Annotated in this window: 24 protein-coding genes; 9 read left to right on the top strand and 15 right to left on the bottom strand. The window is 36.0% G+C overall.

What is annotated here, in order from left to right; translation table 11 throughout:
• The first annotated feature begins 26 nt into the window (after nucleotides 1-26).
• The 7 genes from GHT08_RS13600 to GHT08_RS13630 all read left to right on the top strand — a co-directional run bounded on the left by GHT08_RS13600 (nucleotide 27) and on the right by GHT08_RS13630 (nucleotide 5285).
• On the top strand, nucleotides 27-1004 hold the full coding sequence (locus GHT08_RS13600; RefSeq protein WP_163581934.1) for a S8 family peptidase: 978 nt from the start codon (nucleotides 27-29) through the stop codon (nucleotides 1002-1004).
• Nucleotides 1005-1139: 135 nt separating this feature from the next.
• Entirely contained in the window at nucleotides 1140-2042 is a 903-nt protein-coding gene (locus GHT08_RS13605) for an endonuclease I family protein (RefSeq protein ID WP_163581935.1), read from the top strand.
• Nucleotides 2043-2220: 178 nt separating this feature from the next.
• Nucleotides 2221-2619, top strand: coding sequence for a carboxymuconolactone decarboxylase family protein (locus tag GHT08_RS13610; protein ID WP_163581936.1), 399 nt, complete (start codon nucleotides 2221-2223; stop codon nucleotides 2617-2619).
• 31 nt (nucleotides 2620-2650) lie between these two features.
• Complete coding sequence (locus GHT08_RS13615) at nucleotides 2651-3169, top strand: DinB family protein (protein WP_163581937.1); 519 nt, start codon at nucleotides 2651-2653, stop codon at nucleotides 3167-3169.
• A gap of 147 nt (nucleotides 3170-3316) precedes the next feature.
• Entirely contained in the window at nucleotides 3317-3721 is a 405-nt protein-coding gene (locus tag GHT08_RS13620; protein WP_163581938.1) for a cytidine deaminase, read from the top strand.
• A gap of 120 nt (nucleotides 3722-3841) precedes the next feature.
• A complete protein-coding gene (locus tag GHT08_RS13625; RefSeq protein ID WP_163581939.1) occupies nucleotides 3842-4468 on the top strand; it encodes a chloramphenicol phosphotransferase CPT family protein in 627 nt (208 codons plus the stop codon).
• 61 nt (nucleotides 4469-4529) lie between these two features.
• Nucleotides 4530-5285, top strand: a complete 756-nt coding sequence (locus GHT08_RS13630) for a DUF3891 family protein (protein ID WP_163581940.1) — start codon at nucleotides 4530-4532, stop codon at nucleotides 5283-5285.
• A gap of 77 nt (nucleotides 5286-5362) precedes the next feature.
• Here GHT08_RS13630 and GHT08_RS13635 read toward each other — a convergent pair whose 3' ends face one another.
• From GHT08_RS13635 to GHT08_RS13660, 6 genes are all read right to left on the bottom strand, one after another.
• The gene (locus GHT08_RS13635) at nucleotides 5363-7009 is read right to left on the bottom strand and encodes a thiamine pyrophosphate-binding protein (RefSeq protein WP_163582009.1); all 1647 of its coding nucleotides are present in this window, start codon (nucleotides 7007-7009) and stop codon (nucleotides 5363-5365) included.
• 16 nt (nucleotides 7010-7025) lie between these two features.
• Nucleotides 7026-8627: an ATP-binding protein gene (locus GHT08_RS13640; protein ID WP_163581941.1), complete on the bottom strand. Its 1602-nt coding sequence runs from the start codon at nucleotides 8625-8627 to the stop codon at nucleotides 7026-7028.
• Nucleotides 8628-8703: 76 nt separating this feature from the next.
• Nucleotides 8704-8874, bottom strand: a complete 171-nt coding sequence (locus GHT08_RS13645; RefSeq protein ID WP_163581942.1) for a Spo0E family sporulation regulatory protein-aspartic acid phosphatase — start codon at nucleotides 8872-8874, stop codon at nucleotides 8704-8706.
• Nucleotides 8875-9338: 464 nt separating this feature from the next.
• Nucleotides 9339-10841: an FAD-dependent oxidoreductase gene (locus GHT08_RS13650; protein ID WP_163581943.1), complete on the bottom strand. Its 1503-nt coding sequence runs from the start codon at nucleotides 10839-10841 to the stop codon at nucleotides 9339-9341.
• 64 nt (nucleotides 10842-10905) lie between these two features.
• On the bottom strand, nucleotides 10906-11070 hold the full coding sequence (locus GHT08_RS22230) for a U32 family peptidase C-terminal domain-containing protein (protein ID WP_238343578.1): 165 nt from the start codon (nucleotides 11068-11070) through the stop codon (nucleotides 10906-10908).
• Between the two features lie 568 nt (nucleotides 11071-11638).
• Nucleotides 11639-12610, bottom strand: coding sequence for a P1 family peptidase (locus GHT08_RS13660; protein ID WP_163581944.1), 972 nt, complete (start codon nucleotides 12608-12610; stop codon nucleotides 11639-11641).
• Between the two features lie 62 nt (nucleotides 12611-12672).
• Between GHT08_RS13660 and GHT08_RS13665 the strand changes: the two genes are divergently transcribed.
• The gene (locus GHT08_RS13665) at nucleotides 12673-12957 is read left to right on the top strand and encodes an acylphosphatase (RefSeq protein ID WP_420370978.1); all 285 of its coding nucleotides are present in this window, start codon (nucleotides 12673-12675) and stop codon (nucleotides 12955-12957) included.
• A 42-nt stretch (nucleotides 12958-12999) separates the two neighbouring features.
• On the opposite strand, the gene GHT08_RS13670 is transcribed toward GHT08_RS13665, so the two are convergent.
• From GHT08_RS13670 to GHT08_RS13705, 8 genes are all read right to left on the bottom strand, one after another.
• Entirely contained in the window at nucleotides 13000-13239 is a 240-nt protein-coding gene (locus GHT08_RS13670; RefSeq protein WP_153835272.1) for an indolepyruvate ferredoxin oxidoreductase subunit alpha, read from the bottom strand.
• A gap of 115 nt (nucleotides 13240-13354) precedes the next feature.
• Nucleotides 13355-13924, bottom strand: a complete 570-nt coding sequence (locus GHT08_RS13675) for a histidine phosphatase family protein (protein WP_163581945.1) — start codon at nucleotides 13922-13924, stop codon at nucleotides 13355-13357.
• Nucleotides 13925-14093: 169 nt separating this feature from the next.
• Entirely contained in the window at nucleotides 14094-14300 is a 207-nt protein-coding gene (locus GHT08_RS13680; protein WP_163581946.1) for a DUF6501 family protein, read from the bottom strand.
• 78 nt (nucleotides 14301-14378) lie between these two features.
• Nucleotides 14379-15422, bottom strand: a complete 1044-nt coding sequence (locus GHT08_RS13685; protein ID WP_163581947.1) for an AbrB family transcriptional regulator — start codon at nucleotides 15420-15422, stop codon at nucleotides 14379-14381.
• 47 nt (nucleotides 15423-15469) lie between these two features.
• Nucleotides 15470-16432 (bottom strand): peptide-methionine (S)-S-oxide reductase MsrA, encoded by a 963-nt coding sequence (gene msrA / locus GHT08_RS13690; RefSeq protein WP_163581948.1) that lies wholly within the window; start codon nucleotides 16430-16432, stop codon nucleotides 15470-15472.
• A gap of 183 nt (nucleotides 16433-16615) precedes the next feature.
• Nucleotides 16616-17110, bottom strand: a complete 495-nt coding sequence (vrrA, locus tag GHT08_RS13695) for a VrrA/YqfQ family protein (protein WP_163581949.1) — start codon at nucleotides 17108-17110, stop codon at nucleotides 16616-16618.
• Between the two features lie 738 nt (nucleotides 17111-17848).
• Nucleotides 17849-20953, bottom strand: a complete 3105-nt coding sequence (locus GHT08_RS13700; protein WP_163581950.1) for an AAA family ATPase — start codon at nucleotides 20951-20953, stop codon at nucleotides 17849-17851.
• 1 nt (nucleotide 20954) lies between these two features.
• Nucleotides 20955-22106, bottom strand: a complete 1152-nt coding sequence (locus GHT08_RS13705; protein ID WP_163581951.1) for an exonuclease SbcCD subunit D — start codon at nucleotides 22104-22106, stop codon at nucleotides 20955-20957.
• A 112-nt stretch (nucleotides 22107-22218) separates the two neighbouring features.
• Between GHT08_RS13705 and GHT08_RS13710 the strand changes: the two genes are divergently transcribed.
• On the top strand, nucleotides 22219-22551 hold the full coding sequence (locus GHT08_RS13710; RefSeq protein ID WP_163581952.1) for a YolD-like family protein: 333 nt from the start codon (nucleotides 22219-22221) through the stop codon (nucleotides 22549-22551).
• Between the two features lie 26 nt (nucleotides 22552-22577).
• Here GHT08_RS13710 and GHT08_RS13715 read toward each other — a convergent pair whose 3' ends face one another.
• The gene (locus GHT08_RS13715; protein WP_163581953.1) at nucleotides 22578-22799 is read right to left on the bottom strand and encodes a YozE family protein; all 222 of its coding nucleotides are present in this window, start codon (nucleotides 22797-22799) and stop codon (nucleotides 22578-22580) included.
• Between the last annotated feature and the right edge of the window lie 19 nt (nucleotides 22800-22818).

The raw sequence follows: 22818 nt of genomic DNA on the forward strand, positions 1-22818 counted from the left end.
GGAATTCTAGAAGAGGAGGATAACGTATGGTACAAAAAAAGGCTCATCTAATACCTTACACGATTCAGTCGATTGAGGATTCCAAAAATGAGACTCCAGAAGGTATTCAATTGGTACAGGCTCCTGCCATTTGGGAGGAAAGCAGCGAAGGGGAAGGTATCATTATTGCGGTTATAGACACTGGTATTGAGTCCGACCATCCAGATCTCAAGGAACGAATAATTGGTGGCAGAAATTTTACGTCCGATTATAACGGAGACCAAGACAATTATGAAGACAATAATGGACATGGAACACATGTATCTGGAACGATTGCAGCAAGCCTTGATGGTGAGGGAGTTGTAGGTGTTGCTCCAAAAGCTAAACTATTAAGTCTAAAGGCGTTAACAGGTGAAGGTTCAGGTGAGTATGATTGGATCATAGATGCGATAAACTATGCAGTTGAATGGCGTGGTCCTAACAATGAGCGAGCTCGAGTTATTTGCATGTCTCTAGGTGGTCCTAATGACGTAGATGAGATGCATGAAGCGATTCAACATGCAGTTAATCAAGATGTATCTGTCGTTGTTGCGGCGGGAAATGAAGGAGACGGGGATGAGGAAACGCCTGAGTATGCTTACCCCGGAGCGTATACAGAAGTGATTTGTGTTGGTGCTGTAGATATGGAATTACAGCTTGCTCCTTTTTCTAATACTAATAAGGAAGTGGATCTTGTAGCCCCCGGTGTAGAAGTTTTATCAACATATATTGATAATAAATTTGCTAAACTATCAGGAACCTCGATGGCAGCGCCGCATGTTGCAGGTGCTTTAGCCTTACTGATTAATTTAAGTGAAAAAGAGTTTGATAGATCTCTAGTTGAACCAGAAATCTATGCGCAACTTATCAGACGTACGCTACCACTTGATTATCAAAAAACCGCAGAGGGAAATGGCTTTCTCCTATTGAACCTAGTTGACCAATTAGATCGAATTAGTGCTCCAAGTGTGGAGGGAACTGATTGATCTTAAAACTAGATAGAAAATCATTGAGCTAACTATCAAGAAGTAATGTGCGTTGTTATATATGAATGGACAGGTAGGTTGTTAAAAATCCTCCTTCCTGTCCATTTCTTATGACAAGCAGAAGGGGGAATAATCTTGAATAAGTTGGAAGGGAAAGATTTAAAGAGCGCATTGATGGAATTAAGGGAGTATCAAAAGAAAATTAAAAATACGAAAAAGTATTATGATGAAGAGGAAGACTCTCGTATTGTCATGGATTATTACCGTGACATTAATTTTGATGAAACAGATAAATCTAAATTGTTTGAGCAATTTCATCAGTTAATTACAACAACACACAAAAATCAGCTTCCTTATAATTCTGAAACGCGTGATTATCTTTATTCTACAATTGATCTCCATATGGACGGGAACCTTAAAAGTATCTATTCAGGTAGCCACAAGAATCCTGAGCAAGCCATTAGAGAAGATCACGAAGCAGCTCTAAAAAGAAAAAAAGAATATGATAAGTTGTTAAATAATAACCTTCAAAATGATGATGTATGGAACAAAGCGGTAGCGGTCATTGAAAGGGAAAACATGTTTAATTGTGAACATGTCGTACCTCAATCATGGTTTGATCAGGGCAATCCGATGAGAGGTGATTTACACCATCTTTTCACATGCGAAAAAAAGTGTAATTCGACCAGATCTAATTATCCTTATTTTGATTTTGAAGACTACACACCAGAAGTGGAAACCGAAACGATAAAAACAAGTTGTGGGAAATACGAAGATGAGAAGTTTGAACCCGAAAGTGGAAAAGGGGAGGTTGCCCGAGCGACATTGTACTTTTTGATAAGATACCCAGGAAAAATCAACCATTATAACGATAAAGATATTGAAATGCTAGTAAATTGGCACAAAAATTTTGCCGTATCTGTTTACGAAAAACATCGTAATAAAGAAATCTATCATAGGCAAAAGAATAGAAATCCTCTTATTGATTTTCCAGAATCCGCAGACAAAATCGATTTTATGTTAGGTTTATTTAAATAAATATCATATACCATTTGTACTAATAGAGTGTGAAGAAGCCTTAATAATTTTCTTCATACTCTTTTTTACTGATTTTGAACTGAAAAGTACCGTAATAATCGTTAGTAAAATAAAGGAATATTCGAATGGATATAGAATTAGTTAGTAATTAATGATTTTAATAGAAAGGGATGAAAACATGGATAAACGACAAATGGGGTGGAACAAAATTAGAGAAATTGCCGGTGAACAAGGGGTTAAAACGATGGAAGCTGTGCAGGCGTATTCTCCTAGGCTAGCAAACATGGCTTTAGAATTCGGATATGGCGATATTTATTCTAATGATACGTTAGATTCTCGTCAACGTGCTTTGATTACTTTATCATCTCTTATTTCACAAGGTGATCACGGAACTGCGCTAATTTTCCATTTCAAAGCCGCTCTTAAGGTAGGATTAACAAAGGAAGAAATTCTAGAATTGATTAATCATTGTAGTGGTTATGTCGGTTTTCCTAAAGCGATATCTTCTTTGAATCTTTTCCAACAAGCGTATGGTGAATTTGAAAATGAAAGCGAAGAAGTAAGTTTATCCGAATGAGAGCAACATTCACTTTAAAGGAGGCAAATTGATGCTTGACTATAGAATAACACCTAAAGAAAACTTTAGTGACAGAATTGGAGAACTTGTATCCATGCTAGAATTAACCAGAAATGTAACTCTCCAAGAAATTGCAAATTTGAGTCAAGATGATTTAGATTTCTTAGCTACTAATACTTCAAATTCGATTGGGGCTCTTTTATCCCATGTTGCGTCCATTGAATTTGTTCATCAAGTTATTTCATTTGAAGAACGAGACTTAAATGAAAGTGAATATGCGGAGTGGAGAACCTCGCTAGAATTAGGTGAAAAAGGCAGAAAAAATATAAATAATCAGCCTCTAGATTATTATGTAAATAAATTCACACAAGTAAGAGAAGGTACATTAACCTATTTGCAGTCCAAGAACGATAGTTGGTTGTTCGAAGAGCACAAGTGGGATAACCATGTCTCCTATAATAATTATTATCTATGGTTTCATGTCATGGAAGATGAGATTAACCATCGCGGACAAATTAGAATGATAAAACGACTGTTAAAAAACAACTAATAGCATCTCCTTTATTAAATGGATGGTCCTTAAAATATATTGAATTTTAGGATGGTCTATTCTTTTTGTCCTGTTACATAATTAGATTGAATAGTTGAAGAACACTTTTTCTGTTATCATTAGGGGGAGTATAGGGGGGGAATACAAATGAATATTGAACAAAAACTCTATCAATCAGCAATCGAACTAATAAAAACTAGATATCCTACCGGGTGGGGTGGGGCAGCTGCAATGTACACCGAAGATGGTCAAATCTTAACTAGTGTGTCTCCAGAAGTTATGAATGCTTCAACAGAACTATGTATAGAAACAGGTGCAATCCTTGAAGCACATAAATTAAATACAAAGATAACCCATACTGTATGTGTAGTAAGAGAAGACGAAAATGATGAATTTAAAATCCTAACTCCTTGTGGTGTTTGCCAGGAAAGACTTTTTTATTGGGGAGAACATGTAAAAGCCGCTGTAACTAATCCTGATGGTAAACTAGAATATAAAACATTGAAGGTACTGCAACCATACCATTGGTATAGTGCCTATGATAATGAATAAGAAGGAAATAGTGTATAAAGTGAATTTCTCACCATTGTAGAGACGTTTCATTAGGAGACATTCTATGCATTTATGGAACTAACTAATTGAAACAATACAGGTAAAAGGAGGAAGGAATAGTTGTTGAAAGAAAATGAATACGGAAATATAATAATCCTAAACGGTACGCCAAGATCTGGTAAGTCCAGCATTGCATTAAGTATTCAGAACACTTTTGAAGGTGTATGGATGAACTTTGGTGTTGATCAGTTTATGCAAATGACTCCAGATCGATTTCAGCCTGGCATTGGTTTACGACCTGGTGGTGAACGCCCGGATCTTGAGCCGCTTGTCAATACCATGTATCAAGCTATGTATGAAGCAATAGCAGCGTTTAGTCGTTCAGGATTAAACGTTGTGATGGACGTAGGTCATCATGAAGGATATTCTGTTCCTCTAGGAATTCTTCACAAATGTACCAAGATACTAGAAGGCTTTCCTGTTTGGTTCGTAGGTGTCCGTTGTCCCATAGACGTTGTTATGGAAAGAAGGATAAAGACATGGAACATTGGTTACAACAATGGTAGTACTGTGCCAAAACCAGTTGCTTTATGGCAACAGCTTGTCCATGTACCTGGTATTTATGACATAGAAGTTGATACTTCGTTGCATTCTCCTAAAGAGTGTGCTCAATTAATTCGCAGACGACTCGAAGATGCTCAACCCGCAAAGGCTTTCGAATATATTAGAAACATGGAATCACAATAATCTTTTGATTGTATACAAAGATACGTATTTATTTTGAAACAAATACATGGGAGGTTGAATGATGATCATTTTGGATACAGGGGAATTTTTTAAAATGACTACACAGCATCACCATGCTGAATTTTCAGGAGAGCTTGCAAAGCAGCTCAGAGATGACTTTTTTATTCATACTAACTATCGAGACACTGTTATACTTTCCATAACCGAGCATGATCGTGCCTGGATTAGATTGGACCAAGTTCCCATTTGGAATGATCAGCAAAATTCTCCATATTCATTTACAGATTACCCTCTTTTACCTAAAATAGCGATGTATAAAAAGGGAATTGATGAAGTAGAAAATATCAATCCGTATGCTGCTTTGTTATGTAGTATTCACTATACTTCATTCGGAGATATCCGCCAATCTGAACAGCAGGATTGCAAAGACTACATGAAAAATGAACAGCAAAGACAACAACAAATAAAAACGAAATACCCTGATCTCAACGATAAAGTGATTTCACAGCATTACCGATTATTGCGGTTCTTAGATGAACTATCTCTTTACGTTTGTTTAAACGAGGAGGGGGCAACCAAAAATGAAGAGCATCATTGGTTTGTTAATGGGTTTGATACATGGATAAATGGTCAACAATATGCTGCGGAGTGGAGAAGTAAAAATGAAATTAGAATAACTCCATTTCCATTCAAATCAGATTTTGACATTACCTTAAAAACAAAGTATGTGCCAAAAGATTTAAGAGAAAAAAGTGGTATCAACTCAGCATATCATGACACTAGTTATACGTTTAGTACATTAAGAATAGTACGTTGAAGTTTGATAAATAGTATGAAAAGCCCCTTAAATGGGAAAGTGAAGTTGGTAAAATTAGCAAAAACAAAAAACTTTCGTCAAACCCTGTTTAAAATCGGAGGAGTTTCATTTGGATCAACCATTACTTCAACAACTGTTGGACCATTATCTGTTTTAAGTGCCTGAATAATAGCATTTTTAATATCCTCTGTATTGCGGCAAGAATAAGATGTAGCTCCTAATGATTCCGCAAACAATGAAACATCTAATACATGTTGATACGTAGCGCCAATAGAGTGTCCAATCATTTTTCTCATTCCTTTATCTACCATATCAAGAGCAATGTTATTAAATACAATGTAAATAACAGGTAAACTTTGATCGACTGCAGTTGCAATTTCAGTGCCATGCATAAACGTACAACCATCACCCGTTAAGCATACAATCGTTTTTTCTGGCGAAGCCAATTTTGCACCGATAGCATATCCAATTGCATGTCCCATTGTTCCAAACACATCATCGAAATAAAAAGTTCCTGGTTCATAAATGTCGTAGTGTTTTATGGCATAAAAAGTATGACTGCCGTCGTCTCCGAACAGTATTGAATCTTTTGGTAAGTATTTTCGAACTTCTTTAATTGCTTCTTCCGCAGATAGATATGCTTCATTTTCATTAATATCTGAAGGAGTATCATTTTCTTCAAGATATTCGATATAGTGGGGAGACCTTTTTACTTCTAAACTATTAAATCTAGAGTTCCGTTGAAGTTCAATTAAATTAGCTTTAATATCTCCTTGAATATATAAAGTAGGGAGCGGAAGAGACTTTTGTACAAACGTAGGGTCAAAATCAAATTGAATGAGCTGTTTCGGATAGACTGCTTCTGAAAACCCTGCTAAGGACATATCACTAAGTTTGCTACCAATTACAATCATTTGATCGACTCTATCTTCAAGGAACTTGGTTGCTTTTTCATTACCTCCCAAACCAAACGCACCTAAAGATAGCGGATGATTAGTTGGAAATGTCCCTTTACCCCCAGGAGTAGTCATAACTGGTACTTGCCATTGTTCTGCTAACCATCTTACTTCTTCATAAGCTTGTGATAGGTGGACACCTTTCCCTAGAAATAGAACAGGTTTTTCTGCCTCATTTAGCTTGGTGATGACAGTGTCCATTTGATTGGATACTACAGTAGACGTAAAAATTGGTACATCAACTGTAAATGCTGGAATTTCTTCTTGTAAAATATCCATCGGTATGGACAGGTGGACTGGTCCTTTTATACCTGAAGTCGCTTTTTCAATTGCATGCTTAAGCAACAGTTCTAATTGATCACCTCTGTCAACCCGGGCACTAAATAACGTAACAGCTTCAAACATTCTGACAAGGTCAGTACCAAATATAGAAGAGTCTTGTCCTTGTGCTTTACCGGTATCTTTTGCTGATGGATGTCCCGTGATAAACAAAGTAGGGGAGTGATATGCTTTCGCTTGTCCAGCAGCTGTTAATAGATTAGTTCCCCCGGGTCCAGATGTGCCTAATGCTACACCTATCCTTTTTTTTAGTGCATAGCCAGCTGCAGCAAAACCCGCTCCTGATTCATGTCTGGAAAGAACAAATTGTATATTCTGATGCTCACATTCAACTAATAATGGTACGATTGCTTTACCTGGTATTCCAAATACATGAGTAATTCCTAACCGTTTAAGGTTTTCTACCAATACTGTTGAAACTTTTTTCATCATCGATTTTCCTTTCTTATTCATTATTTTGAGGTAGGACTAAATATACTTCAGTTCCTTTTCCTTTCTCAGAATTAAATTCAATTCTTCCGTTATGAGCATGTATGATATCAAAGCAAATAGGTAACCCCATGCCAAGTCCATTTTCTTTAGTAGTGAAAAAAGGTTTACCTAAGTTATTCACTTGTTCCTTTGTCATCCCTATTCCTTCATCCTTTATAGAGATATGAACTTCACTATTTTTTAAGTCTGATTCTATCCTAACACAAATATTTCCACCATCAGGCATAGCCTCTAAGGCATTTTTCATGAAATTAATCAGTACTTGTTTGATCTTATATTTATCAATATAAACTTCAGCATCTTTTACTGAACATTCGACGTATATGTTGACATTATGAAGACGAGCATTATTTTTCATTAACTCAACAGTTTCACGAATAAGATCATGTAAACAGCAACTTAAACGATTAATAGTAGATGGCTTGCCATATGAGACAAATTGAGTCACTAAATTGTCCATTCGTTCTAATTCAGCGGTAATAATATCAAGATATTCAGCTTTATATTTATTTTCTTTCATTAGATGGGTGAGACCGATTATGGATGTGAGAGGATTTCTAATTTCGTGTGCTAATCCGGCCCCTAGCTTACCTATTGTAGATAATTTTTCAGACTCTATAAGCTTCTGTTGTAATTCGTGGTAATTAGTCATATCTCTAAATTGAGCAAAGGCACCAATCATTTGGCCTTCATCAAAAAGAGGTAAGACATCGAGAAGGAGATTTTTAGAGTAATCGCTTTCTCCCAACTGAAACGAAACTTCAGCGTTCTCTACTTTTTTCTCTGTCTCCAGAACATAATTAGTATATTCACCTATCTGACCAATTTGTTCAATTCCGTTATTCATTACTTCTTCTCTTTTAATACCGAATATTTCTTCAGCACTGGAATTGAATTCTAGCAAGTCGCCATTTTTGTCTGTCATTACTATACCTATAGGCGTCGAATCTATCAATATTTGATTCAACAAATGAAGTTGGTGATTTTTTTCTTGAAGTTGAATCTCCCGCTCGATTGTATCAACAGCCGATGACAAAAGTCCGAGATAAAAGTTACTAGCAAAGTTAACGGTTGTCATCATGGAAACAGTGCCAACTAAACTACCATTAGTTGAAAAGCAAAAAGGGGAGGAATAGCATGCAGCTTCTGATAAGCAATCATGAAAATGCTCTTTACCAATTATTGCAATTGGTTTTTGGTGTTCTAAAGCTAACGAAACTGAATTTGTGCCAACATCCTTTTCGTTGAATCTAACCCCTAGCGTTATTCCAAGGGAATCAACCATTTCTTTAATACTCTGATCTCCGTAAATATCTAATATATATCCTTGATTATCTGTAGTAATAATCAATGTTGGTATACCTTCCATATATTGAATTAGCTTTTGCATAAAGTGTTGAACAACTCTTAATTCTTTAACAAATCTTTGTTTTCGATTTTGTAATTCTTGTTTAGTAAGTCTGACTTTTAGAAAAGGAACTTCATTAGGAGTCATATTATAGGTCGTTTCACATTTGTTTTTAGAAGCTCGTATGTATGCATCAAAATCATTCATTGAATTCCTCCTAGCTGCTAGTTATAAAAACAAACTATAATTGAATTGTAACAAATTATTTAAGATTGTGACAATTTTACTTGTTTTTATTACGTAGTTTCAATTTCTGATAAAGGATAATTTTCTCATCTAGCTGTTTACTTAGCTTGAGAATTTCCCCGATAGAGTACTGATTTGTTTCATTTCCTAATTCATACAATTGGTTTTGCAACGAACGAATTTCAGCTTCCAACTTTGATTTATCCAAAAGCAACATCCTAACAATTTACAATTTCTTATAGAATACCATAAGTAATCATAGACTTCCTTATCTTTACTCTAAAATAGTATATTTTGACTATACTATGGAATAGAAAACGGAAAGTTGTAACTATTTTGAGGCATCACTTAAACAGAGTAAGCTAATTGGCTAATACGCAAGAAATGTTACAAAAGTAAATAACACTGATATCATACATAATTGAGCTTAGCGTCATTACGAGAAGGTGGGAAGAATAAATGTTGTATTTTTTACAATGAAAGAGAGGGGAGGTGGCAACATACTTAAGAGAAATGATGTGTGTCAAACTATTTATTGAGAGCTGACAACTAAACAAGAGTAAAATCTTAATCTTATTTATTAGTTTACATAATATATATTATAGGAAGTAATTCGAAAAGAGGGTCTCAATATCTCAAAGAAAAAGTATACTTAAGATATTGAGACAGAATTTAATTTTCTAGATCTATTTTCTTTAAATGTTTAGTTGCTGGACCTTCAATAATTGTACCATCGTATGAAAATCTTGATCCATGACACGGACAATCCCAACTTTTTTCAGCTTGATTCCAGTTACACTCACACCCAAGATGTGTACATGTTGTATCGACAGCATGTACTTGGTTCTGTTTATCTTTATAAATTCCTACAATTTGTCCGTTACGTTTCCTTTTTACAGCTGTTTCTGGTTCTAGGTCATCTTGTTCATTCTGAACATCTAGTTTTCCTTTAACAAATTCTTTAGTTACATTGGAGTTATAACTAATAAATTTCTTTACATCTGGATCAGCATGAAAACGCTGCGGCTGATACAGCTCTTTGTATGGATTATCTTTATCCATAATGAGATCTGTTAACAAATGTGCTGCTACAACACTATTGGTCATACCCCATTTACGGAATCCAGTTGCAACGTATACATTGGGATGTCTTCTGTTTAATGAACCGACATACGGAATTTTATCTAACGTAGTAAAATCTTGTGTTGACCATTGATATTGCCAATCCTTTACGTCTAGGTATTGTGAACCAAAATGCTGCAAGTCACGATATGGATCAGTATTTTCTTTATGATATTGCCCTGTTTTGTGTGATTCCCCGCCTAACAACCAAACAGTTTCATTTTCATTTTTTACATAACGAATAGATCGTTTCGGTTGATCAATATCTAAATACATCCCACCTGGATAATCCTGATTAGATGTTAAACCTAGCACATATGATCTCGAAGGATACATTCTGGTGCTGTAAAATGCTTGTCCTTCGTAGAATGGAAATTGTGTAGCAATAATAACATGGTCGGACAAGACATTATGGTTGCGAGCTGTTCTTACAATCACTTTGTTTTGATAATCAATATCCACTGCTGTCGTGTCTTCATATATTTCGCCGCCATTGTCCAGTATCTTATCGATCATTACTTTGAGAAAATCAATTGGATGAAATTGCGCTTGATCATACATTACTAACGCCGACTTCAATGGGATAGAAAAAGGGATACTATCCTTTAAGTCTCCGGTAATCTTCAATTTGTGATAAGCTTTTGCTTCTTCCTCTAGTTTTTGTTGATTTTGTTCACTGTTTGTATATAAAATGGCATCTTGGTGATCAAATTGACATGGGATTTGATAGTGATCGGCAGTATCTTTAATAAATTGGATTGCTTCAACTTGGCTTTGATAATATTTTTGTGTATTTTCTAAACCAAAATGTTCCAGTATTTCATGATAGATTAAACCGTGTTGCGCCGTTACTTTTGCTGTTGTATGTCCGGTCGTTCCATGAAGCAATCTGCCCCTTTCCAATAACACAACACGAATCCCGTTCTGAGACAAGAGATATGCGGATAAAACACCGGTAATCCCACCACCAACAATGGTGACTTCGGTTTGAAGGCTTTCATTCAAAGCAGAAAAGCGTCTAATATCTGTGTCTAACCAAATCGGTTGATGCATAAGAAATCCCCCTTTTTTTAATATTATTTCTAGCATAACCAAAAAAAAGAGGAATATCACAACTTCACCGTTGTTTTCGCATCATATTAAAATATCTAACAGGTTTGTCTACTTTCACTCTTACCTTCATCATTGGATGTTTTGCTATATCGATACTTTTTCCGTTTTCATCGACCATCCAAGTGATTTTTTGCTGGAAACCGATAGAAATCTGGTCCGAAAAATTCAACGTCATCTCTTAAATGGGTTTCGTTGTTGGATGGTTGCTAATTGTGTTTGATGATCATAATCTAACACTAAACCGGAAAAGTTATATTTCGGGATCCGTTCAGGTCTGATCTTCTTCACTAGGATTTTTATAATAGACTGCTGTGTTTATTTTGATGAAATATAAATTATAGGAATCCAGCGCTCTGGCTTACCTTCCCGCTTTTCTGCGCGCGCTTCTAAGGAGTAGGAACGATCGTCCTTTTCTATTAGAAGATGCGACAATATTTGTCAGAAGTAGCATGTTAACTTATCGTATAAAAGCAACCATGTTTCTTCTTGCTAGCGTTCTAGGCAGACTTTGCTCAGGTTTTATTATCACGCGCTAAACGTCTGTAAAACCTCACTGATCATAGTCTCACTTTGTAGTACATCCATCCGTAAGACATGATCCAGAAAACGAAAATGGTGAGTAATGCATAATGATTATGACTCCTAGGAAGAAAATAAATAAGTACTAGTCCCAAAACAATAAATGGTATTAGTAATATAAGGCATTTTTTCTTATCCATTTTCTACACTCCAATCAGTTATAACGATAAATCTTGGACAGCAGGATAGCCTAAAGTTGTTTTTGCTTTTTTAACACCATCTATAATGGCTTCAGCTACCACTTTTGTGGCTAACACACATATGATAGTAGGATCTACTTCTATTTTGTTAGATGCCATAGTAAATAAGGTATCACCATCCATCAGTGTATGCGATGGATCGATTGTTTTGGCAATGCCATCTTGCGCAATCGAAGAGATTTTGTTCGTCTGCGCTTTCGTTAATTTGGCATTTGTCATAATTGTACCTATCGTTGTATTTCCAAAATAACCATTTTGGTTAAATGATTGCTCTGCTTTTGTTAATAATATGTCAGAGGTAGATAATAATTGATTCTTTTTCCTGTCGAATATTCCTGCTATTTGTTTACCTATTAATGGATCGATGACATCACCTACTGCATTAACGGCAACTGTAGCTGCAATTTGTAAGGGACCTAATTCATAACCAGCATAACCAATCCCTGCTTTCATACTGTATTCAGGTCCTAAAGCTTTTCCAATCGTTGCACCTGTCCCTGCACCAATATTTCCAAACAATTTCTCCTTTTGATAAGCATTCTCGCAAGCCTTAAATCCCATATCCTGATCGGGTCGTACTTTGGCATTCCCAACACCGAGATCAAAAAGAATAGCACCAGGTACAATTGGCACTTTTGTCGACTGTACATCGTAGCCGATTTCTTTTTCCTCAAGAAATTTCATTATACCACTGCCAGCATCCAATCCATAAGCACTTCCCCCAGCCAGAAATGTAGCATGAGCTTTCTCCACTGTGTTCTCTGAAGCTAATAAATCTGTTTCCCTAGTGCCAGGTGCTCCTCCTCTTACATCAACACCAGTTACGGCTCCTTCTTCACAAATAATTACAGTACATCCAGTTAAGGCAGTTTGGTTTTGATTGTGACCGATTTTAAAGTCATCTATTTGATTCGGATAAAGCGTTTTCATTTATAACTCCTTTCGTTTACTTTGAATTGTGAAATTTACAATGATACTATCATAGGAAAGAGGTGATTATATTGAGACAAGTTCATGTAATAGTTTCAGGTCGTGTACAAGGTGTAGGCTTTCGTTCCTTCACGCAACAAGTAGCAGTCGAGAACGATATTATTGGATGGGTGAAGAATCTTAATGATGGCTCTGTAGAAATCAAAGCACAAGGTGAAGTTAATAAAATTGACGCATTTTTGATGCAAGTAAAAAAGGGTCCCTCCTTCTTTGCAAAAGTGAAAAATATTGAAATTACAGAAGAGGAAGTAGAAACTGCATTTCAGAAGTTTGAAATTAAGTATTAAAAAACCGCTATTCCGTTATAGCGGTTTTGCAATTTGTATGGATTAATTATCCTCAAAGAACTTGCGGTTTAATGAGATATATTCATGCTCATCATCTGGTACTTCATCTTCCATATAAATCGCTTCTACTGGGCATACAGCTTCACATGCGCCACAATCGATACAAATATCGGGATCGATATAAAACATATCTTTTCCTTCTTCTATACAATCTACAGGGCAAACTTCTACGCATTCGCCTGCTTTTTCTTCTTTACAAGGTGAAGTAATTACAAATGCCAAGACGGTCCCCTCCTTTAACGATTAATCGTTATGTATCTCTATACATATACATTCTATCACAACTTTTAAAGTTCGAATACCATTATAGCTTATTTCATTGAGTTTGCAAATCATATTAATAAAAGTGAGATTGTTTTTCTTCCCAAATTCTTTCGGTAATATATTCGCCACCAATACGCTGAATTAAAAAAGCATCTGGATTAGTAAGAGTTTTCCATTCATGGAACCCAAAATCAACATGAAATTTCCGTAACATAAGTGCAAGTAAGTTGCCATGTGTCACAATAATAATATTCTCATTTACCTCATCTTTCATGCACTCATTTAAAACCTGTTCTGCACGTTGATATGCTTCGCTTGATGATTCCCCACCTGGAAGCTTGAAATGGAAGTTTTGAAAAGATTCTTCTAAAATATCGATCCAGTCATCTACAGGCTGCTCACTTAGCAACCGTTCCTTTAGTCGCTCGTCAGTTTCTACTGGAATGCCTTGGCGGGCAGCAAAAGGTTTGATACTTTCTTGAGCACGCAAATAAGGGCTTGTAATAATACGATTTATTGGAAAGCTAAGTCTTTCTAATTGTCTTGCCAATTCATATGCTTTATGAATGCCTTTTTTTGATAGAGGCGAATCACTGTGTTGGCCTAAAGCCTGACAATGACGGATCAAAAGAATTCTTTTCATTTTATCAGCTCCTATGGAGAATCTTTGAAAAGTCTATCATTTTTCATTAGCAATAAGAGGCTTGCTTTATGGAAAAAGCCTTCGTTTTGCTTATACTAAAAACTTATACGATCATATAGTATAAAATCCCTATTATATATATTTTCCCACTATATTCAATTAATAAACATTATGAAACAATTTCGAAGTAATCCTTTTTAAATCCAGCTATTCGATTGGTATTATCAATAACAAAATAAAATTCTTCTGTTTCATTTTTCACTTCATATATTGCTCCTTCAGATAAAACAGAATTTACTTTATATTTTTTAGCATTAGTATGGACACATTTAATTTTTTTCATTGTACGGTTGTTTTCCCAATTTTGGTGAATCATTTATGTCCCTCCTTCCCTTCTATCATAAACATTTATCGACTGTTACACAAGGAATTTTACCAAGTTAACATAATACCATTATGGTTTACTGAATGAAGAAGTCATTTTTTTAAAGATAAAAGGTAGTACCAAAATAATAAATAACAGTCGTACCAATTGCAGTGACCCTACTATCGATGGATCTGCACCTACTTCACCAGCGGTAATGGCCATCTCTACCAATCCACCTGGTGCTAGGCTAAGCATTGCTGTAGCGAAACTGAGGTCAGACATGATAGCAAAAATATATCCAAGAACAGTCGATATCATGATAATAATGCAAGTGAATAGGAAGAAAATCCAGGAGAAATTACCCGCTTTTTTTATGTCTGATATGGTTATCGATAAGCCTAAGTGAATACCGATTGACAATTGAGCAACATGATATAAACTCACCGGTACATCGCTGACTGGTATAGATAGCAGTTTCAGGCTTGCTATAGCCAACATAGGAATCAGGACATATGGTGCCGGAATTTTATAGCGCAACAGGTATGCTATCCCAAATAGTAGTAAATTCAATAATACTGTCCAACCATTTAATGCAATTGCAGTGTCAGTCTGCATTTGTTGTGCATCTGTCTGTGCAAACATAAATGACGCCATCAGCGGCACAAGAAATAGGACGGCCATAAGTCTAATCGTGTGAAAGATGGCTACTAAACCAGTATTAGCATTCATCGATTCACTCATAGCTACCATAACGGATAATCCGCCAGGAATACTTCCTAACACACCCGTTGATGGTTCCATGTTTGCATATTTAGCTAATAGTTCTCCGCTTTTCATACATAGATAAATGAGTAATAACGTAATGATTAAAAATGGAATAAAATAAGGAATCACTTTACTTAAAGTATTCGAAGTAAAAGTAGCTCCAATTTGTGCACCAGTAAGTAAAAAACTGATGTTCAAGATCATTTTGTTCTGTGTAAGTGGTTCCTTTATTAACCAATTCAAGATAAATACAGCAATCAGTGGTCCTAATATCCATGGTAGTGGGAAATGAAAAAGAAGGAACAATCCGGTTATGACTAATGAAGCAGCATACATGAACAAAAGATAACTAATATTTCTAACCATAGTACACGCCCTCTTTTATGTAAAAACTTCCCGAAAACAACGGGAAGTTATTCGAATAATGCCAAGTACTCTTCAAGACCTTCTTCTTTCAGCTTATGCTTGGGAATAAATCGTAAAGCTGCGGAGTTAATACAATATCTCATTCCGCCTTTGTCAATCGGTCCGTCATCAAATACATGCCCGAGGTGAGAATCAGCCTCATCACTTCTGACTTCAATTCTTCGCATACCATGTGATGTATCTAGTTTTTCTGCAACTCTGTTACGGTTTAACGGTCTGGTGAAACTAGGCCATCCACAGCCTGCATCATATTGATCAGTGGTTGAAAACAATGGTTCACCACTAACGATATCTACATATATCCCCTCTTCATCGTTACTCCAATATTCATTGTCAAATGGCCTTTCTGTACCATTTTCTTGTGTAACATGATATTGAATCGGAGTTAGGCGTTCTTTTAACTCTTCTTTTGAATAATGTTTCCCCCAGTTTCTTTTAATAAAATCTGCTCTTCCTGAACCTTTTTTATACATCTTATAATGAAAGCTCTGTTTTTTATAGTAATCCTGATGCTCTTCTTCTGCTGGATAAAAAGGTTTGGCAGGTAATATATCTGTCACAATAGGGTTCTTAAACTTACCACTTTTTTCCAAGTTTTGCTTGGATTGTTCTGCTAATCTTTTTTGTTCATCATTTGTATAATAGATGGCGGTTTTATAGGATTCACCGCGATCATGAAATTGGCCACCAGGATCAGTTGGATCGATTTGCTGCCAAAAAATCTCTAATAGCTTTTGATAGGGAAAAATTGCTGGATTATAGGTAATCTCAACTGCTTCACGGTGACCTGTTGTATTGGTGCACACTTCTTTATATGTTGGATTAGGCTTGTCTCCACCTATATAGCCAGATACCACTTGTTCAATACCTGGTTGCTCATCGAATGGTTCCACCATACACCAAAAACAGCCACCTGCAAAAATTGCTTTCTCGAGAGCTTGATTTGTCATGAAAAAGCCTCCTACTTAACGTGATTACTTTTATTGTGCTCTTAGTCTGAAAAAAATGCAAGTGGTCTGTTTTTGTACTGGAAATTATAAAATTTTAGCGTTGAAGTAACTCAACGTAGTGAAAACTTTGAAGGTTGAAAGAATAAGTAGAACTTTGATAGTCGTTAATAGGTGGAGGTTTTTCTAAATAAACAGTTTTGGTTGTGATTCGCTTGTGCGATTTGGATTAACTTTATTTTTCGCTTGTTTTTGGGAAGATGATGTGCTTTCCATTATCGTTAATTCTTCCGCTTCTTCTATTTCTTCTTCCTCATTCTCCACAATCTCAGTTGCATCTTCATCTTCATTTATTTCGTTTAATGCCTTCATCATATTGATTAATTTTGGCGCGTTCTTGATCATCGGTCCATATTCTTTGATTAGTGGTGTTGCCTGTTGTGCTACTTTTAAAACTTGTTGCACATTATTTAGCGTTCCCATCAGATTAGAACCGCTACCTGCTGCCATATTTGTTGCCTGGGTCATGTTAGAAGCTTGTGATGGTAAGAACCGTTGTAAGATTCCTTGCAGCCCAGTTGGATTTGTCGTTTGATTTGGAACCGGACCACGAGGAAAGAGTCCCTGTGTTGGTATGTTTTGTTGTGGGAACATAGGTGGTTGGTTTGGTGGTCGAAACATATACATTCTCCTTCCATGTTACATGTTGATATAGTATATGTTCATTTGTCTAGAATGGTATAGGCAAACAAAATATTTAAGAAAAGCACAGAGCACCCGTTTCTGAGGACTTACATAGACAAGTCCTAATTTTTATACATTCTTTCATAATAAGGAAAACCGGGAAAGCCTACTACCCGGTCCTATTCAAAGTAGTTATTTGACATTGTATAAAACCTCATAAAGTTAGCTGTCACATACGTTGTAGAGCTGCTTTATAGTGAAGGCCGTCCGCTTCAACTCCTGTGGGAACTGTTTTACCTAAAGATCCACTTTTTCAAGCGGTTTTTGCTTGGAAAAGTTAGCTGAAGGTAAAACCTTACGGAAAGGGAAGCGGGCAGCCGGAGCGATGCTTTCCGTCTACATATCATTTCAAAGTGATCACCTATGATACAAAAAGGTATACAAGCGCTTGGTGAAGCACGTGTATACCACTGTTCTATAACTCTATTATTCTGATATAACATCTGCTGTAATAATTATTGCAAGAGAACCACTTATTACTAGACCAAAAAGTACTGCTGATAACATCATTATTCCTGCTCGGTACCTTTATTGATAATTTCAGCATATAGGATGAAAAGGATGATTTCTATAACAGGAAATGAACATTTGATGACAAATAATATTTCCTGGGTAAGCGCATGTTTTGACAGCATTAATATTGTTTTTGTTGAATGTTGTATCATTATGGTGTTTTTAGCCTATTTTAAACTTCGCATTAGAACCGTTAGGAGATGAATCCACTACTAGTTTTGCTTTAATTTCTTCTTTTAATTGTGCAACATGGGAAATAACGCCGATGACTCGGTGATCTTGCTGCAAGTCTTTCAAACATTTAATGGCTTGCTCCAGTGATACTTCATCAAGCGTACCAAACCCTTCGTCAATAAATAGCGTATCTAATTGTACACCGCCTGCATGAGCTTGGACAATATCAGCCATTCCTAATGCCAAGCTAAGAGCCGCTTTGAAGCCTTCTCCACCAGAAAGGGTTTTTACTGACCTTTTCTTACCGGTATAGTGATCAAGTACCTCAAGATCAAGACCACTCTGTGCACCACGTTTTGCCAACTCTTCACTTCGAATTAATTGATAACGATGGTCTGTCATTTGATCCAGACGTATATTTGCCTGTAACAATATCTCATCCAGAAAAGTCGATAGTACAAATCGCTCAAATGAAAGCCTTGCCGTATTATCACCTCTCGCTAAATCAGCTAACTCCCCGATGTGATAATAATCATCGTTTATTTCTTTCATTTTTTCTTCTAATTCTTTTATATTGCGAACCGTATCAACCAACTGTTCGATTTCAAATACAATAGTTTGGATCTGTTTATTCATTTCATCTTTATCTTGTTCCACTTGTGCTATCTTTTCTTCTATTTTTGTTAAATCAGGTTTTTCCGTATCGTCTAGCCATTCTTTTAGATTGTCTAACCGGTTTATTACTAGATTTTTTTTCTCATTATGCTGCGCTATTTCCTGTTCTATTTTTTGTTGCTTATCAAAAGGAAGCAGTGCTTGTTGATAGTCTGTAATCGAGGCAAATTGATAATTGGCAAGAGCTTGATAAAATTTTTCTTCTTGTTGTACGTATTTTTCTTGTAACTGATTCGCAAACTGTTTTGCCTCCTGATATTGTGTGTCCACCTTGTTCTTATCTTCAATCGTTTTTTCATAATGAGCCTGGATGTTTTTCCACTGCTGTATTTTATCATTGAGTTTCCTTTCCAATTTCTTAACTTGTTGCTTAAAAGCAGCAGGGGATTCCACATCTGCTGGTAGTTGTGCTTGAAGCTGTGTATATTTAGCATGTATTTGATGATATTCATTACTTAATTCCTGATACTTATCTTGAATTTGAGCTAATTCTTGTTTTAATCGATCATAATCCTTAATTGCCGTTTGTATTTGTTTGAACTGCTTTTGTAAATCTTGAACGTTAGTGTTATGCTTTTCTGATTCTTTATTATTGTTTTGGATGCTTTCGCGTAGAAATGTATCTATTTGTTGCAGTTGTTCTTTTGTAACTTGTTCTGTATCGATATCTAATGATTGCATTAACCGTGTAACAATTTGCCTCTTCCCTTCACCTTGCTCTTTAATTTGCAGAAGTGTCATTTGCATATTTTTTGTTTCTTCTTGTAACGTAGTAAGATATTGGGTCTCTTGTTCAATCATTTCATCCGAGATAGTGGAATCTTCTATATTGGCGAGCTCAGGATGATGATCAGATCCACAAACCGGACATTTATCTCCATCTTCTAATGATGCTGCCAAATAACTTGCAAAATGTTTTTTTCTTTCCTGTTCAAGCTGTTCACATCTTTTTACCTGTGCATCAGCTTTCGTTTGCAATTTATTAACTACATTTTGGTATTGCTGATAATCTTTTCTTAACACGAGTAACTCTCGATATTCATTCTTTAAATCTCGCATATCCGCTGCTTTTCGCTGTAGTTGTTCTTTATCATGATGTAGTTGTTGCAAGATGCTTTTTAATTCATGGATCTTATCTCTGATCTCGTAACTCGTTTCTTTCGATTTTTCCAGTTCTTTTACTTTATTCTCTAATAAATTTTGTTTTTCTTTTATCCGCTTTCTTGTCTCGTCCAATTTATTTAATTCTGTTCCGGCAGCTTCCAATTCGTCCATTTTCGCAAGTAATTGCTGTTGCTCTTTAAATTGAAATTGTAAGGCTTCACGTTCTTGCTCTTTCTTTTGCTCTACTTCATATTTATCTTTAGTTTGTTCGAAATGAATGTGCATTTCTTGCTGTTGTTTGGTTAGAGCTTCAAGTTTCTGTTGTTGAGTTTGCCACTCTTGTTGCCTGGTCTGCATTAATTCCTCTAAAGGCTTTATTTTTTCAGCTGTTTTTGCCAGTTCGAGTTTCTCATGTAATAAATCTATTTCTTTTTGCTTTTGCTGTAACTGTTTCTGCTTTTCTAGCAGTTGTTCATACTCGTCAAAGTGATCTACGAGTTTTTTTTGCTGGTAATATTGTTCATGTAAATAGGTTAATTGTTTGTTTATTTGCTCTAGTTCTTTCGTTAGTAATGCTTTTCGTTCTTCTAGCTTGAGATAGTGATTTTCTAACTGTTCGTTTATCTTTTTATCGGAGTCAGGATCGATTATCTCATTAGGGAGCTTATTTAATTCTTGCTGATATTGCCAATCTAGCTTTTCTAATTGCTCTTCCAAAGCTTTGGATTGTTCTTTTAATTTTTCAGTAATATTTTTATAGAAATAAGTCCGGAAGATTTTTTGTAGTACCTCTTCGCGTTCTTTACTATTTTCAGAAATTAATTTACGAAATTCGCCTTGAGGAATCATAATCATCTTCTTAAATTGCTCGTAATCAAGACCGATCATTTCTTCGATCGTTTCATTGACATCTTTTATTTTCGAAACGATTAATTCCCATTGCTGCTCTTGATTATAAAGATAAAGACTTGCACTAGCCGCTTCTTCTGTATACCCTTCTCCTCGCGCTTTCGGTTTTTGTTGTTTGGGACTACGGATAACACGATACGTTTTATGATGTAATTCAAAGGTGAAACGAACGGATGTCAGTTCAGAAACATTGGCGAAGTGACTACGAAATCCATCCTGATCTCGGTCAGTTCCACTAGCTTTGCCATATAGACTATAGCAAATTGCATCAAAAATCGTTGTTTTCCCAGCACCAGTTGGCCCGGTAATCAAAAATATCGGCTCTTCCCCTAAATCGGTAAAATCTATCTGTTGTTGTTGTCGATAGGGTCCAAATGCGGTTAATTCAAGGTTTAAAGCGCGCATATTATTTCTCCCTCTCTTCTACCATCACTTTTTGTATCACATCTTGTACATATTTCGCCCGTTCTGCGGAAAGATCTGATCCTTTGATCTCTTTGTAAAACGATGCAAATAGTTGTTCATGAGTCATTTTCTGTTTTTCCTTTATTGATTGAATTTCTTTAAGAGATTGATGAACTACATGTTGTTTTCGTTCTAACCGTAAAATGTTAGGGAAAAGCTTACGAAGTTTTGTAACAGGATCTATGATTTGTCCATCATCTAGCAATCTTATTTGTAAGTAATCTTCGGTCGCTTTCGCTACTTTTTCCGCTAATAATTCTTCAAAGTAACCTTCGACAATTCGTAAGTCTTTTGGCGCGTTTAAAGGAATCGTGTATACTGTTTTCTCAGTACCATTTAATTCTAGGATGGCAACAGATTTTTTATGGTTTGCTTCTGAAAAGGAATATTTCATGATTGATCCGCTATACCGGATAAAATCATCTTTTATTTTTTGAGGTTGATGAAGATGTCCTAAGGCAATGTAATCAAAAGATTTAAATATAGAAGCATCGATATAAGGAGTACCACCTATCATCGTGAGTCTTTCTTCAGACTCCGATTCCATTCCGCCTGCAATGAAGGCATGTCCAACTAAAATATGTTGAGCTTGATCCGTCATTTGTACTTCAATCTCTCTCACTATCCGCTCCATCGCTTGTTGATGTGTTTCGATGGAATCGTCTTGAAAATAGTACTTCACTTGTTCTGGTTCGATGTAGGGCACTAAATGAAAATAGACATCATGTTCGCCTTCATTAAAATGGATGGGTTGAAACACATCCTCCATGGATGTTGCTAAATATAATTGTTTGGATCGAAACAAACTTGCTCCAAACCCGAGCCGATCAGGACTGTCATGATTACCGGAAATAGCAACGATCGGGATCTCCATTTCAACGGATACTGTAGTAAAAAATGAGTTTAATAATTCAACAGCCTCTCTTGGTGGCACTGCTCGATCATAAAGGTCACCTGCAATGATGATTACATCCGGTTTTTCTGCTTGGATAATTTCAATCAAATGCTGGAGAACTTTACCTTGATCTTCAGTCATGTGTAGTCCATGAACAATCTTTCCTAAATGCCAATCTGCAGTATGTAAAATCTTCATAGTCGCCTTCACATCCCTTCCATATTTTCACTATTCATTATACACGAACAGGTGATCGAAGTCTATTGATCAAGAACGAATGTTCGTGTATAATAATACTGAGGTGATTTGTTTGGTACATGATCGAGGTAAAATAAAATGGGCTTCTTTAATGTTGCCTGAGCATGTTGAAATGCTTCAAGATTTCTTTGCTGACGAAGCCCTTAAGGAAAAGCCTATTTTTAACGAAGATTACGTCAACGAAATGGAGTTAACGTTACAGCAAGCGATACATGCTCAACAAAAGATAACATTAAACTACTACCAAAATAGCTCTTTTCAGTCCACTATTGGCCATATTATTAAAATGGACCCAATCGCAAGAAAGCTAACTATTCAAGAAGGAGCTTTACAACGAAAAGTCCCAATAGAAAATATCGTAGCAATAGAATTATTGCATGAGTAGGAAAAGCCATGAGTGGTTAGCGACACTCATGGCTTTTCTTCATCTATATACTCCTCCCATAAATGATCATATGTTGCAATCGCTTCTGGAAAAGGAGTATGCCATTCCAGATAACTGCTAATTTCATAATAATCGTGAGAATGCTTGGGAAAGTCATGATCATAAAACATCCAATCAGCTAACCTTCGGGCATCATCAAGTTGTTTATTTCCACGATAACGCATCATAAAGTGATAAAATGACTTCATACGTTTCCTCAATCCCTCG

Origin of the sequence: Gracilibacillus saliphilus, from assembly GCF_010994085.1 — a bacterium.
GTDB classification, from domain to species: domain Bacteria; phylum Bacillota; class Bacilli; order Bacillales; family Amphibacillaceae; genus Gracilibacillus; species Gracilibacillus lacisalsi.